Here is a 14,541-nt window from a genome sequence, read left to right as displayed (position 1 = left end):
CGGCTCGCCGCCGTTCGCCGCGCTGCCGCTGTTGCGAGCCCGCGTTGGTCAACAGGCCGCGGCGTGATGGGCGGTGCTGGGGCTGACGGCCTTGCTGGGCGCGTGCTTGTCGGGCGTAGCAAGTTCCAGCTTGTACCCATGCGAATACACGGTTCTGATGCGCACCACGCCGCTGTGGTTGCATAGCTGCAGCTTCTTGCGCAGCTTGTAGATGTGCTGCTCCATCGTGCGGTCGGTGAACTCGGTGTGGCTACCCCACACCGCCTTGGCCAACTGGCAGCGGCGGAAACATACGCCGGGGCTGGAAAACAACAGCCAGGCGATAGAGAACTCGCGTGCGGTCAGCACGATCGGCTTGCCGTGCAGGTACACGGTATTTTCGTCGCGAATCAGGTGGTAGGGACCAACACTCAGCTGCTGGCTCTCGGAGCACGCCTCGGCCACCGGCGAAAGCGCCAATGCCGCGCGTACATGCAGTTCGTGGGAATTGAACGGCAGGGCGAGCACATCGTGTGCGCCGGCGCGGTACCAGGCCAGAATGTCGTGCGCACAGTCGAAACGCCCCAGCACGATCAAGGGCGTGGGATGACCGCTGTGGCAGCGTTGCCAGGCCAGCAGCGAGCTGTCGTCCGACGCGACGCAGGTCGCGTCGAAGACCAGTAGCTCGCAGGGGGAATGTCGCAGCGAGCGCAGGAGTTCGAGTTCGTCGGAAAACACCGCAAAACTCGGGGCCAGCGGTGCAAGGCTCGCATTGACCTGCGATGCCAGACGCGCGTCCTGCGTCAACAGGAAAGCCGATCCTTGCTTGCCGGTAGGGTTGCCGTGCATCAGCCGGCCGTCCCATGTCTGCCCACGTACCAGTCGTGTGCTGGATGCCTGTTGTGGACAGCAGGCGCCAATACAAAACCCACATGTATAGATAAGTGCATCGCCATCGCCTTCGGCTGCCAGGGGATCCGGCCTGAGGCCGGACGAATGGTATGTACCATTGCGGAGCCAGAAAGTTTCACTGCTGCGTACTTTTCTTCGGCTTCGGGCGGGCCGGCTTTAACGTACGCTCATTTAGGCGCAACGCAGCTCTTACATCCAGGGCATGCGTCGACGGCGACTAACAAAATTCCGACATCGCGCGGTACGCGGGCCGATGGTTCCGGCGGAAAACAATACGCACGATCGCCAGGTCGTTGAATGCAATGCCAGGTCTATACCACGGTATTGCGATTTGCACGTGCGCGAAGCGCGCATGGAATATGTGGGCCATCGGTTGATGTCATGGAACGCGGCAGCATTGGTTTGAAGTGCATCTTTCATTTACTGAAATACCTTGCACGCGGCCATCGCCGCGACATGCCAGGACAATGGTCCAGCTGCGCACGGGCTCAGGTGCTCGAATGGCCGACGATTGCTTTTTTGGCTGGCGTCCTGTCTTCAATACGGCTTCGCATGGCGCGGAATGTCCTATGCACGCATGCGGTGGCGGTATGCAAAAAGTGCCCTTTATCTGCACGCCGCTTAACTGGTTCGCCGACAGACAGAGTGAGGATTTTTGATTTTCTTAGTGCCTTGGAGTGAGAAATTCCATTGGATCCGCTGCATACAATCGTTTGCGCCAGCCAAACCGGCGCATTGTTGTTTTTGCTCGTCCCCCTATGAGAGAGCCCGGCATGATCCTTTCAACCTACTTCGCGGCAATCTCTGCGTTGTCGTACGCAGACCGTCTTCCTATCTATACAAGCAGGATGCTGGTTGGTGCCTGGCCGCAAGGTCTGCAACATCTTCAACAACGCCGCGACGGCCAGGCCGCCCCGGATGGTGCAGAGGATGAAGTCAGCCTGCTCGGTGCCAGCGGCGATGCATTGTTGATCCTCGAATACCAGGAGGAGGCCGAAGATGCCTACCGCCACGCCTTGAAGGCGATGCGCGGGCATCAGCGCCAACTGCGGCTGCTGTCCTGCCGCAACACCGCCTGGTTGATGCTGAGCCAGCGCCGCCTGAGCGCTGCATTGAATTGCTTCGCACAGCTGGCGATGGACCGCGAAACGCCGCCCTGCCTATGCGGGGAGAGTCTGCTGGGCAAGGCGCTGACTCACTTCCATCTGGGCCAGAGCACGCTGGCGCTGCAGACGCTGGAGCGTGCCAACGAAGCGCTGGGGGAACTGGACAACGGCGCAACCGAGTGGCAGCGCATCGCCAACGCGCTGCGTCTGGACATGATCGCGCAGCTGCGCATCCGGCGTGCCGACCGGATGAGCGACCACGTGTTCTGGCAGGCCACGCTGCGCCAGGAGGATGCGGCGCATGCGTTCGAGCCCAACGAGCTGCGCGCCTGCATCGCCGACCTGGCCGAGAGCATGCCGGTGCTCGCCCAGCGCATGCGCCACGTGCGCAACCTGCTGCGCATTGCCGGTGGCGACACCTTCGGTTTCGATGCGCAGATCGATGCGCTGCCGGCCGCTGCCACCGGGTGCCCGCCATGCGCCCGGCAGGATGCGCAGGTGGAACTGGCGCTTGCCGCATTGGCGGTGGGGCGCGCGGATCTGGCAGAGCGCGCCCTGGCCGGCGCCGGACGTCACCACGCGCCGCGCTGGAATCTGGAGTTCGAGTATTGCCAGGCCAAGATCAGCCAGGCGCTGGGCAAGACCGAGCAGGCGCTGTTGCTGTACAACCGGTACGCGCTGGGCGCGGTGCAGTGCCTGCGCAGCGAGGTGCAGGCGCCGCGGCTGCTGGAAAGCGGCACGCCGGCACATGTCAGCGATGACATCTCCGCGCGGCTGCCGGCCAAGTATCGGCGCGCCTACGCCTACATGATCACCAATGCGCACCGTTCGGACCTGTCCATCAACGAGGTGGCCGCGCAGATCGGCGTGACCGGGCGCGCCTTGCAGCAGGCGTTCAAGTCCGCCACCGGGCTGTCGCCGACCCAGGTGCTGCGGCGTTACCGGATGCAGAGCATCCGCGACGAACTGTTGGCCGAAGGCGGCTGCGGCAGCGTGCTGCAGGCGGCGAGCCGCTGGGGCGTGGGCAGCCGGTCGGCCTTGGCCAAGGGCTATCGCCAGCATTTCAATGAGGCGCCAATGGAAACCTTGCAGCGGTAAGCCGTTGCGCGCCACGGCCATGCGTCGACGCAGGCCGTGGCGCGTCGTTTCTGCAAGGGGGGCGCTGCCGTGGCGGCCGCGCGCCGGCCACGCGCGAGACGCCGTCATAGTGTGACGTGCGTGCGTGTGGGGCGGCTTGCGGCTATCCTGTGCGGCTCGCACTGCCACCCAGGAAGGCGCGTCCGAGGATGGGCGTGGCCGCCAAGGAAACGACGAACGATCATGCAAGATCACACCTCCGAGGCGACGGACGCCTCCCAGATCCGCCGCGCAGGCGTCGATCTCAACGGATTGATGTCCGTTCTCAGCAAGCATCTGTATTCCACGCCGGTGGTCGCGCTGCGCGAGCTGGTGCAGAACGCGCACGACTCGATCCTGCGTCGCCGTCTGGAACAACCCGACTGGCAAGGCCAATCGCGCATCGAAGTGCATGCCGATGCTGCCCAGGGCATCGTGCGCATCGTCGATACCGGCGCCGGGCTGACCCAACAGGAAATCCACGATTACCTGGCCACCGTCGGCGTGGGGTATACGCGTGGCCTGCGTCAGGGCGGGCATGAGGACAGCGGCCTGATCGGCATGTTCGGGCTGGGCTTTTTGTCGGCCTTCGTGCTGGCGCGCCGCGTCACCGTGCGCACCACCTCCTACCAGAGCCCGACGCTGGGGCATTGCTATATCTCCAGCAATGCCGAGCAATACACGGTGAGTCCGATCCCGGCACGTGCCCAGGTCGGAACGGAAGTGGTGCTGGAGCTGCACGAGGACTATCTGCCGTTGGCCCAGGAGGCACGGCTGCGCGAGATCCTGTCGCGTTATTGCGCGCTGTTGCGCGAGCCGATCTGGATCGGCGGCGATACCCAGGCGATCAATCCCGAGCCGCCGCCGTGGCGCATGCACGATGCGGTGCCGTTGCATCCGGTGCAGGCCTGGCGGCGTCAGCGCGAGTTTGCCGCGCGTTTCGAGCGCAACTTCGAGCCCTTGTGCTGCATGCCGGTGCGCGCGGAGGAGGGCAGCGATGCGGTCGGCCTGCTGTGGGTGCAGGACGGGGCCACCTACGGCACCAGCGACAACCGCAACCTGTCGGTGTTCCTGCGCGGCATGCTGCTGGACGACAACGCGCGCGAACTGCTGCCACCCTGGGCGGGCTTTATCGGGGGCGTGATCGAGTCCAATCGCTTGACGCCCACCGCCAGCCGCGAAGATCTGCAACGCGATGCCACCTACACGGCCGTGCAGCACGCGCTGTCCGAAGCGCTGGTGCAAGGCCTGGCCGATGTGGCGCGTCAGCAGCCGGAAGCCTGGCGGCGCATCCTGCTGCGGCACAACGAGGCATTGCTGGGCGCGGCGCTGTGCGACGAGCGTTTGTTCGCGCTGCTGATGGAACACGTGCGGGTGCCGACCTCGCAGGGCGACCTGCCCGCGCAGCAGTTGCCCGCGCGTGGCGCGGTACATGTGATCCTGGACAGCGACAGCGGTTTCGAGGAAATGCTGTTCCGCGCGATGGGCGTGCCGGTGGCCTACGGAAACCGCTATGCGGTGGTGCCGTTCCTGCGCCGCTGGGCGCAGGCCAAGGGCGTGCGCCTGGTCGAGCTGGGCACCGAGCAGGGCAACCGGCAGTTGTTCCAGCTGGATACGTTGCCGGCCGACGAACTGGCCTGGCTGGAACAGCACCTGGGCGATGGCGAGGCGCTGGTGCCGGCACGTTTCAGTCCCGAGGCATTGCCGCTGGTGGTGGTGCCCGACCGCGAGGCCGAACTCAAGCGCCGGCTGGAGCAGGACGAGAACGACAAGCGCGTGTCCACCGCCGCGTTGCGGCTGGCCCGGCAATTCACGGCGGGGATCCAGGCGCGGCAGACCCAGCGGCTGTATCTGAATCTCGACAACCCGGCCTTGCAGGCACTGCTGGCGGCGCAGCGCGCCGGCAATCCGCAGGCGGCGGTGGCGGCGCGGTTGCTGCGCTCACTCAAGGTGATCGTGTCGACGCAGGGGCGCAGCCAGCCGCAGCCGGGCGCCAACGCATCGGGCGGATCGGATTTGAACCGGGCCTTTGGCGATCTTGCCGAGGCCGTGACCCAACTGCTGGCGCGCTGAGCGCCGCATCGAAGGAGCAACACGATGGAAATCTGGAACTGGGTGGAGAAGCTGCAGGACGATCTGGGCGAAGCCGGGCAGCCGCAGAATGCGCAGCTGCTGACACGCCTGACCGACCATATCTGCGATCTGCAGATCGAACGCGCCGAAGCGCTGTTGCCCGAGGCGCGTGCGCTGGGCAAGACGCTGGCCAATCCGTGGCTGGAGGTGTTCGTCGGGCACTGGGAAATGCGCAACCGCGTCGGCAATCTCTGCGAAGGCGAGCGTGCGCTCAGCGACGCGGTGGCGTTGTTCGAACGCGCGCATCGCGCCGATGCGGTGGAGTGCCCGCAGTCGGTGTGCGTGACCCAGGACCTGGCCGCCTGCTACGCCAATATCGATGGTCCGGGCTGGGTGGAAGAGCGCATCGAGGTGTGCGAGGAAACGCTGGGCCGCATCGATCCGAGCTGGTCGTGCTACCAGTGCCTGAGCTGCGAAAAAGCCGATGCCCTGCTCGACGATGGACGCGGCGAGGCGGCACTGACTTATCTGGAACAGCAGTCGCAGACCATCGTTGCGCATGGCGGGCAGATCTACGACGGCGTGCCGGACATGCGCATCTCGATCCTGCTCTCGCTGGGCCGCGCGCAAGAGGCGCTGGCGCTGATCGAACAGCGCGAACGCGAAGCCGCGCGCGAAGGGGCCGAATGGGCCAACTGCAGTCAGCCGCGGCGCCTGCAGAAAGCCCGTGCCTTGGCAATGTTGAATCGCGACGACGAAGCACTGGAAGCCTTTCTGCCGTGGCGCGAGGTTGCGCCGCGCTACCGCCTGCACTGGTTGCGTGCGGTGGTGGTGCTGGTATCGCGCCAGCCCGAGCGCAACACCTGGGATCTGGGCAGCCGCCTGCAGGTGATGCTCGATCATTACGCGCAGGTGGGTGCGCATCGCATCCTGATCGAAGCGGCCGAGATGGCGATCGCGCTGGCGTTGCAGCGTGGTGCGGTGTGGACCGCGCGCCGGCACCTGGCGCTTGCGCGTGCGCATGTGCCCAAGTTGCGCCAGGACCGTGGCGCCACGCAACTGCTGGACGGCCTGGCTGCGCGCATCGAGGCCGCACCGGCGGGCGAGCCGGCACCGGTGCCCGCTGAGCAGTTGCTGCAGTGGCTGGATGCACAAGCCGAAGACGTGGCACGGAATCCCGAGCGCGAGGCGCAGTGGTTGCTGCAGGCAGTGGCCGAGCGTCCCGACGACGCCGAGTTGGTGGACACCACGGCGTCGGCGCTGAGCGCGTGTGCGGCCGACGACGAGGCGATCGCGCTGCTGTGGGCATTCGTGCAGCGGCATGCCGACCGCGAGACCAGCCCGACCTTCCGGCTGATGAACCTGTTGCTGGGCCGCGGCGATGAAGCCGGCCTGCGGCGGCTGGCGCAGCTGTATCGCCCGCTGGTGCCGGTGGCGGCGCTGTGGTGCGAGGCGCAGCTGGCCCAGCGGCTGGCCGATTGGCCGGCGCTGGAGCAGGCCTGCACCGCGTTGCTGGAATTGTCGCCCGGCTCGCATGGCGCGCGCGGGTTGCTGGGGCGCATGTATCTCAACACCGGCCGCTTCGCCGAAGCCACCGAGGTGTATCGCCAGCTGACCGAGTTGATGGAGGAGCCGCGCTCCGCGCATTGGGATCACATGACCGCGGCCAGCGCGGCGCAGCAGTGGGACGCGGTGCGCGCCTCGGCGCTGGCGCTCGGCATGGAGCTGAGCAGCACCAGTGGCGTGGTCGAAGAAACCTGGGGGTGGGTGATCGTGCGTTGCGTGGACGACGGCGAGGTAGCCGAGTACTACGCACGGCGCACCGGCCCGGTCACCGCGCGTATCGTCGAAAATGCACCGGCACATCGGCGCCAGCATGTCGGCGACTGGGTGGTGTTCGACGCGGAGTTGCTGTATCCGCCACCGGACGACGAGGCCGAGCGCGAGCGGTTCGTGCCGACCTATGCGCAGGTGCATGTGCTGGAGCCAGGCGGTTACGGCAGTAGCTGGCTGGTGGATGGCGTGCATCCTGGCGAGGAGGCGATCGAGGCCTTGCGGCAGGACGTCGAAGCGCGCGGCTGGAAGCTGTGGTTGCACAGCCGCGACGACTATCGCGTGGTCGATCCGGCACACGCGGACGCATTCGACCCGGAAGATGCAAGCACGGGTCTGCCGGGCGTGCTGTTCACCGTGGCGCTGCCGGAAGCGGCGGCGCCGCTGGAACTGCATCGCGTCCTGCTGGCCACAACCGCGCAGTGGGCGCACCCGATGTGCTGGCTGCGCCTGGCCGAGGCCTGCGATCAGGACCCGCGCCCGCATCTGGAGGCGGTGGAGCGCTACGGGCTGTAGGGCGGCGATCAGGCTCGTCGCGCAGCGGCTGCTGATGCGGTCGCCGTTGCCGCCGGGATTGGGGATTGGGCATTCGGGATTGGCATGTGTGGTTTGCGTGCCAACTGCTGGTATGTCGTCAGGAATGGTGACGCTCGGAAGAACGTGCAGCCCGTCTGGCTGTTCGCATTTCTTTCCGCAACCGATAGCAATCGGTGGCGCTTGCGCGCGTGCCGGTGTGGGACCTTGAGCGGCATGGATGCCGCGCCAGAGCCTACACGGACGTACTTGCGGCGTGTCCCACGCCGGTACGCGTGCAAGCGCCCGCAGCAGACCGAAGCATTCGCGTGGAACTCTAGATGTGGTGCACAAGATTGATCGGTGTGCGGAGTCGGTCGGCGGCGCGGCGCCGCATCCGGTGTCGGGGCACGACGCAAGTACGTCCTTGTAGGCTCGGTGGCGGCATCCATGCCGCCACACGGTCCCGCCCCCGGACGCGGCACCACGCTTCCAACGTTGCTACCGCTGATCGGCGAGCACTGCTTTCAGGAAGTCATCGTGCCTGCGGAGTTGGCGCTTCATGTCGTTGAGACCACCTCAACATTTGATCTTTGCAGTGGCAGCTAAAAACACGATCCGAGCCACGCCCACTCGACCAAGCAGTGCTCTTCCTTCCGCAACCGATAGCAACCGGTGGTGCTTGCGCGCGTGCCGGTGTGGGACCTTGAGCGGCATGGATGCCGCGCCAGAGCCTACATGGACGTACTTGCGGCGTGTCCCACGCCGGTACGCGGGCGAGCGCCCGCAGCAGACCGAAGCATTCGCGTGGAACTCTAGATGTGGTGCACAAGATTGATCGGTGTGCGGAGTCGGTCGGCGGCGCGGCGCCGCATCCGGTGTCGGGACACGCCGCAAGTACGTCCGTGTAGGCTCGGTGGCGGCATCCATGCCGCCACACGGTCCCGCCCCCCGGACGCGGCACCATGCTCCCGGTATCGCTAGTGCCGATCGGCAAGCGATGGCTTCAGTACGCACTGCAGGCTGAACCCGCAGTGGCGTGACTTGGTGCGTGCATGCGGCGCCGGGCGTGGGCAAACCGGCCTGCCGGCACATCGAGCGCGTCCGCCGCCATGGGAGGGGCGTTGCGATCGGTCCGGGCCGGCGTCAGGCGGTCTTCCCACAAGTTGGACCACCTTCGCGCAGCGGTCGGTGACCGCATCACGGCCGGTCCGGCGGCAGTCTGTAACCGGGCGCCGTCGCGCCGAGAGCAGGGTGGCGGGCCAGCGGCAAGCGCATCTGTCCAGGCGTGGTCGCGCTCACGTTCGCGGCGTGCGCGGCAATGTCAAACTCCGTACGGATCCTCCTCTGACCGCTACAGGTTCGTCGCTGGTTGCCGAAACTGAATTGCTTTACTCTGCAGCGCTTCGGCGTGGGGGCGCCGCGCCAGTCAGGGGGGCGCAATCGCCCCGCATGCCCAGCCTTCTCTCTTCTAACTCTTGGCGGGTGATCTCATGGTGGCATTGCAGCAGCGCTCGATCGATGCGATTCGTGGCCAGGAAGCTGCGTTGTTGGCGGCATGGCTGGGCTCCAGCCTGGGCAGCGATGGACGCATTTCCCGACAGGACGTCGAAACCCAGAGCGCGGATTTCCTGCACCTGCTGGTCGCCTCCCTGAAGGACGGTGGCAGCAGCCTGGACAGCGCCGACTGGAGCGAGGTGCGTCGCTTCCTGGAAAACCTGTCGCGCGATCGCGCCACCCGTGGCTTCGATTCGCAGGAAACCGCCAACTTCATCTTCTCGCTGAAGCGGGTGCTGTTTGCGCTGGTGCAGCGCGAATACGCCGACACGCCGGAGGATCTGGGCCAGCAGCTGTGGGCGCTGTCCGAGCTGCTGGACCGTCTGGGCCTGTACACCGTCAAGGCGTTCCAGAAGACCCGCGAAGACATCATCGTGCGCCAGCAGGAAGAAATGCTGGAGCTGTCCACCCCGGTGGTCAAGCTGTGGGACGGCGTGCTGGCACTGCCGATGATCGGCACGCTGGATTCGCAGCGCACCCAGGTGGTGATGGAGTCGCTGCTGCAGCGCATCGTCGATACCGGCTCGGAAATCGCCATCATCGACATCACCGGGGTGCCCACCGTGGACACCCTGGTTGCGCAGCACCTGCTCAAGACCGTCACCGCGATCCGCCTGATGGGCGCCGATGCCATCATCAGCGGCGTGCGCCCGCAGATCGCGCAGACCATCGTGCATCTGGGGCTGGACCTGCAGGGTATCGTCACCAAGGCCAACCTGTCCGATGCGCTGGCGCTGGCGCTCAAGCGCATCGGCGTGACCGTGAACAAGGCAGGCTGACATGGAGCGCATCCCGATCCTGCGGATGGGCGACCTGCTGCTGGTCACCATCCAGGTGGACATGCACGATCAATTGGCGATGACGTTGCAGGAGGACCTGTCGGAAAAGATCAGCGCCACCTCCGCGCGTGGCGTGCTGATCGACATTTCCGCACTGGACATCGTCGACTCCTTCATCGGCCGCATGATCAGCACCATCTCCGGGCTGGCGGCGATCATGGATGCCAGGACCGTGGTGGTGGGCATGCAGCCGGCCGTGGCGATCACACTGGTCGAGCTGGGGCTGACCCTGCCATCGGTGCGCACCGCGCTCGATGTCGAACGCGGCATGCGCCTGCTGCAGCAGCCCGATCGCACTTCATGACGACCGGTTCGCAATCGGTGCGTACCGAACAGGATGTGGTGCTGGCCCGGCAGACGGTACGCAAGCTGGTGGTGCAGTGCGGCCTGCGTCTGGTCGACCAGACCAAGCTGGTCACCGCAGCCAGCGAACTGGCGCGCAACACCGTGATCTATGGCGGTGGCGGCGAGATGGATTGGGCCCTGGTGGAAAGCGGCATCCGCAAGGGCGTGCAGCTGACCTTCCGCGACGAAGGTCCCGGCATTCCCGACTTGGACCTGGCGCTCACCGATGGCTGGACCTCCGGCAGCGGGCTGGGACTGGGCCTGTCCGGCAGCCGGCGGCTGGTGGATGACTTCGTCCTGGATACCGCAGCCGGCAAGGGCACGCGCATCACCATCACCAAATGGAAGTGACGCTCGCCGGCGAGGTCACGCGCGCGTTTCGTGTCGACGAAATCAGCCAGGTCGGGCAGGCACGTCGCGAAGCGACGGTTTTGGCACAGACGCTGGGTTTCGACGAGGCCGCCTGCGGCCGCGTGGCACTGGTGGCCACCGAGCTGGCCACCAACATGGTCAAGCATGGACGTGGCGGCTGCCTGCAGTTGTCCACGGTGGCCACACGCCAGGGCATGGGCGTGGAGATCTGCGCCATCGACGGCGGGCCGGGCTTCGCACTCGTGGACGGCCTGCGCGATGGCTATTCCACCGCCGGGACGCCGGGCACCGGGCTGGGCGCGATCCAGCGCCAGGCGCAGGTGCTGGACGCGTATTCCGATGCCAAGGGCGCGGTGGTGATGGCACGGCTGTTTGCGCAGCAACGCGCCGAACTGGACCTGCCGTACGGCGCGATCCGCCTGCCGCTGCACAACGAAACGGTGTGCGGTGATGCCTGGCATCTGGCCATTGGCGAGCAGCGCGTGACCGTCACCGTGATCGATGGCCTGGGCCACGGTCCAGGCGCCGCCGACGCTGCCGATGCCGGCACGCGCGCTGCAGCCGCGGCCAGCGGCGAGCCCGGCGAGCGCATCGCGCAGCTGCATGCGGGCATGTCCGGCACCCGCGGCGGCGCGGCGGCGGTGATGCAATTCGACAGCAGCACCGGCCGGGTACGCTTTGCCGGCGTGGGCAATATCGTCGCGTCGCTGTGCGATGGCGACGGCGTGCGTGGCATGCCCTCGCATCCGGGCATCGTCGGGGTGCAGTTTCGCAAGGCGCAGCCGTTCGATTTTCCGGACGCCGCCGGCAAACTGCTGGTCATGCACAGTGATGGTCTGCAATCACGCTGGAGCCTGCGCGATCATCCGGGTCTGCTGTCGCGCCATCCGCGCCTGATTGCGGCCGTGCTGCTGCGCGATTACACGCGGGGCCGCGACGATTGCGGCGTGTTTGTCATGCGGCTGGGAGGCCTGCAATGAATGCTTCCGGTGAGACATCGCCCATCGATCCGCTGGCCGAACTGGACGCGCTGCGGCAGCAGAACCAGGCCCTGCGCGAAGAATTGGAAGAAACTAACCAGGGCGTGCTGGCGCTGTATGCCGAGCTCGATCAGCAGGCTGAGCAGCTGCGCGACGTGTCCGAGCTCAAGAGCCGCTTCCTGTCCTACATGAGCCACGAGTTCCGCACCCCGCTCAGCTCGATCCTGAGCATCACGCGGCTGCTCGAGGACGGCATGGACGGACCGCTCACTGCCGAGCAGTCCAAGCAGGTGCGCTTTGTCAGCGCCTCGGCGCGCGAGCTCACCGAGATGGTCGACGACCTGCTGGATCTGGCCAAGATCGAAGCCGGGCGCATCACCATCTCGCCGGGCTGGTTCGATCTGATGGACCTGTTTGCGGCCTTGCGCGGCATGTTCCGCCCGCTCACCGATGTCAGCAGCACCACATTGATCTTCGAGGATCCGCCGGTGCTGCCGATGCTCTATACCGACGACAAGAAGCTGGCGCAGATCCTGCGCAACTTCATTTCCAACGCGCTCAAGTTCACCCCGCAAGGCCATGTGCGCGTGTTCGCGCAGATGGAAGGCGAGAGCCATGTGCGCTTCGGCGTGCAGGACACCGGCATCGGCATCCCGGCCGAGCTTCACGACGCCTTGTTCGAGGATTTTGTACAGGTGGATTCACCGTTGCAGAAACGCCTCACCGGCACCGGTCTGGGGCTGTCGATCTGCAAGCGTTTCGCCGAGCTGCTGGGCGGCAGGGTGGGAATCAACAGCGTGGTCGGGCAGGGCTCGGAGTTTTTCGTGGTGCTGCCGGTCACGCTGGCAGCGGAGGATGCACTTGGGCAGTAAGCCACACATTCTGGTCGTCGACGACAACGCGGTGACGCGTTATTCGGTGCGGCGCGTACTCGAACACCATCAGTTCATGGTCGAAGAAGCCGGTACCGGCACCGACGGCCTGGCCAGGCTGGCCGAGCAGGCGTTTGCTGCGGTGGTGCTGGACGTCAATCTGCCGGACATGAGCGGCTTCGACATCGTGCGCACGCTACGCGCCGAGCCGCGCACCGCGTTGCTGCCGGTGGTGCATGTGTCGGCCGCCTCGATCGCCACCGGCGACATGATCACCGGCCTGGAAGCCGGTGCCGATGCCTACCTGATTCATCCGGTCGACCCCAGCGTGCTGGTCGCCACGTTGCGCACCTTGTTGCGCGCGCGCCAGGCCGAGGACGCCTTGCGCATCAGCGAGGCCCGCTTCCGCGAGATCTTCGAGCACATCAGCGCACCGATTGCGGTGGTCGACGCCAGGCTGCACACGCATGAAGCCAATGCCGCGTTCCAGCGCCTGATCGGCACCGCCACACCCGGCGAGGCGCTGGCCGTGCCGGGCGTGGACCAGGCCGCCACCGTGCACGCGCTGATCGACGCGCTGGCGCAGCGCGAGCGCTGGAGCGGTGCCTTGTCGATCCTGCGCGAGGGCAAGGTGTGCGAAACCGAGTGGCGCGTGTCGCCGTATCGCGAACCGGACCTGGGCCTGCTGCTGGTCGAGGATGTCACCGAACAACGCATGCGCGAGCGTGAGCAGCGCCAGGAACTGGATACCGCCACCACCGAGCTGGCCCACCAGATCGCCGAGCGCCAGCGCACCGAGATCCAGTTGCTGCAGGCACAGAAGATGGAAGCGCTGGGCAAGCTCACCGGCGGCATCGCGCACGACTTCAACAACCTGCTGACCAGCATCATTTCCGGCCTGGACATGATCCAGCTGGCGGTCGAGTCCAATCGCATCGAGCGTGTGCCGCGGCTGGCCGAGATCGCCACCGGCTCGGCGCATCGCGCTGCCGCGCTGACCCAGCGCATGCTCGCCTTCGCACGCAAGCAATCGCTGGATGCGCAGGCCTTCGACATCAACGCACGCGTGCGCTCGCTGGAAGATATGCTGCACCGCTCGATCGGCGAGAACATCGTGCTGGAGCTGGACCTGGCGGACACGCCGCTGGTGGCGGTGGCCGATGCCAACCAGCTCGAAAACGTGGTGCTCAATCTGGTGATCAATGCGCGCGACGCGTTGAAGGGCAGGGGCACCATCCGCATCCAGAGCGCGGCCCATACCGCGCAGGGCGATCCGGAACTGGACGATGGCGAGTACGTGGCGGTGAACGTCATCGACAACGGCAGCGGCATCGAGCCGGCCATTCTCAACCAGGTCTTCGAGCCGTTCTTCACCACCAAGCCGATCGGCGAGGGCACCGGCCTGGGCCTGTCGATGACCTACGGCTTTGCGCGCCAGTCCGGCGGCACCGCACGCATCACCAGCACGGTGGGGCGCGGTACCACGGTGGCCTTGCTGCTGCCGCGTGGACTCACTGCCAGCGCATTGCCGCCGGCACCGGTACCGAATTCGCCCCGTACCCGCAGCGAGCGCATCTTGCTGGTGGACGACACCGACGTGGTGCGCATGATGGTGAGCGAGGTGCTCAGCGACGCCGGCTACCACGTGGTCGAAGCCGAAGATGCCAACGGCGCGCTGGATCAATTGCGTGCCGGCGTGGAGATCGATCTGGTGGTGTCCGATGTCGGCCTGCCCGGCATGAACGGGCGCGACATGGCAGACGTGGCGCGCGCGCTGCGGCCTGGCCTGCCGATCCTGTTCATCACCGGCTACGCCGAAAACGCCGCCACCCGCCAGGAATTCCTGGCCGACGGCATGGCGTTGCTGCCCAAGCCCTTCAGCCTCAACGATCTGTTGAACATGGTCGGGCAGATGCTCGACAGCAGCGTGTTGGCCGCCCGCGCCTGACGCGGGGGTTGCGCGCCTGGGGCCTGCTGCCGACGCCTGCCGATCGCACGGTGTGGCGACCCGCTTATGCGTTGAACACGCCACGGCGACCGTGGC

General features: G+C 66.3%; 10 protein-coding genes. 9 read left to right on the top strand and 1 reads right to left on the bottom strand.

Annotation, left to right across the window (positions count from 1 at the left end):
• Positions 1-48: 48 nt before the first annotated feature.
• Positions 49-828, bottom strand: a complete 780-nt coding sequence (locus EO170_RS00920) for a response regulator transcription factor (RefSeq protein WP_104582449.1) — start codon at positions 826-828, stop codon at positions 49-51.
• Between the two features lie 911 nt (positions 829-1,739).
• On the opposite strand from EO170_RS00920, the gene EO170_RS00915 reads away from it, so the two are divergent.
• The 9 genes from EO170_RS00915 (at position 1,740) to EO170_RS00870 (ending at position 14,445) form a co-directional block, all read left to right on the top strand.
• Positions 1,740-3,095: a helix-turn-helix transcriptional regulator gene (locus tag EO170_RS00915; RefSeq protein ID WP_180496996.1), complete on the top strand. Its 1,356-nt coding sequence runs from the start codon at positions 1,740-1,742 to the stop codon at positions 3,093-3,095.
• Positions 3,096-3,317: 222 nt separating this feature from the next.
• Positions 3,318-5,186, top strand: a complete 1,869-nt coding sequence (locus EO170_RS00910; RefSeq protein ID WP_164739871.1) for an ATP-binding protein — start codon at positions 3,318-3,320, stop codon at positions 5,184-5,186.
• A 24-nt stretch (positions 5,187-5,210) separates the two neighbouring features.
• The gene (locus EO170_RS00905; RefSeq protein ID WP_126941853.1) at positions 5,211-7,535 is read left to right on the top strand and encodes a hypothetical protein; all 2,325 of its coding nucleotides are present in this window, start codon (positions 5,211-5,213) and stop codon (positions 7,533-7,535) included.
• Positions 7,536-9,025: 1,490 nt separating this feature from the next.
• On the top strand, positions 9,026-9,868 hold the full coding sequence (locus EO170_RS00895) for an STAS domain-containing protein (protein ID WP_104582453.1): 843 nt from the start codon (positions 9,026-9,028) through the stop codon (positions 9,866-9,868).
• Position 9,869: 1 nt separating this feature from the next.
• Positions 9,870-10,232, top strand: a complete 363-nt coding sequence (locus EO170_RS00890; protein WP_104538235.1) for an STAS domain-containing protein — start codon at positions 9,870-9,872, stop codon at positions 10,230-10,232.
• Entirely contained in the window at positions 10,229-10,624 is a 396-nt protein-coding gene (locus EO170_RS00885; RefSeq protein WP_104538234.1) for an ATP-binding protein, read from the top strand. Before EO170_RS00890 ends, EO170_RS00885 begins: the two co-directional genes overlap by 4 nt.
• Entirely contained in the window at positions 10,615-11,625 is a 1,011-nt protein-coding gene (locus EO170_RS00880; protein ID WP_126941849.1) for an ATP-binding protein, read from the top strand. The genes EO170_RS00885 and EO170_RS00880 overlap by 10 nt, the downstream gene beginning before the upstream one ends.
• A complete protein-coding gene (locus tag EO170_RS00875; protein WP_126941847.1) occupies positions 11,622-12,497 on the top strand; it encodes an ATP-binding protein in 876 nt (291 codons plus the stop codon). The genes EO170_RS00880 and EO170_RS00875 overlap by 4 nt, the downstream gene beginning before the upstream one ends.
• Positions 12,487-14,445: a response regulator gene (locus EO170_RS00870; RefSeq protein ID WP_206513960.1), complete on the top strand. Its 1,959-nt coding sequence runs from the start codon at positions 12,487-12,489 to the stop codon at positions 14,443-14,445. Before EO170_RS00875 ends, EO170_RS00870 begins: the two co-directional genes overlap by 11 nt.
• The last annotated feature ends 96 nt before the right edge of the window (positions 14,446-14,541 follow it).

The sequence above is a fragment of the Xanthomonas sp. BRIP62409 genome, from assembly GCF_003992965.1.
In the GTDB taxonomy this organism is placed as follows: Bacteria; Pseudomonadota; Gammaproteobacteria; order Xanthomonadales; family Xanthomonadaceae; genus Xanthomonas; species Xanthomonas euroxanthea.
The sequence above is the reverse complement of the archived record's forward strand: the minus strand, read 5'-3'. Positions and strand labels throughout refer to the sequence as shown.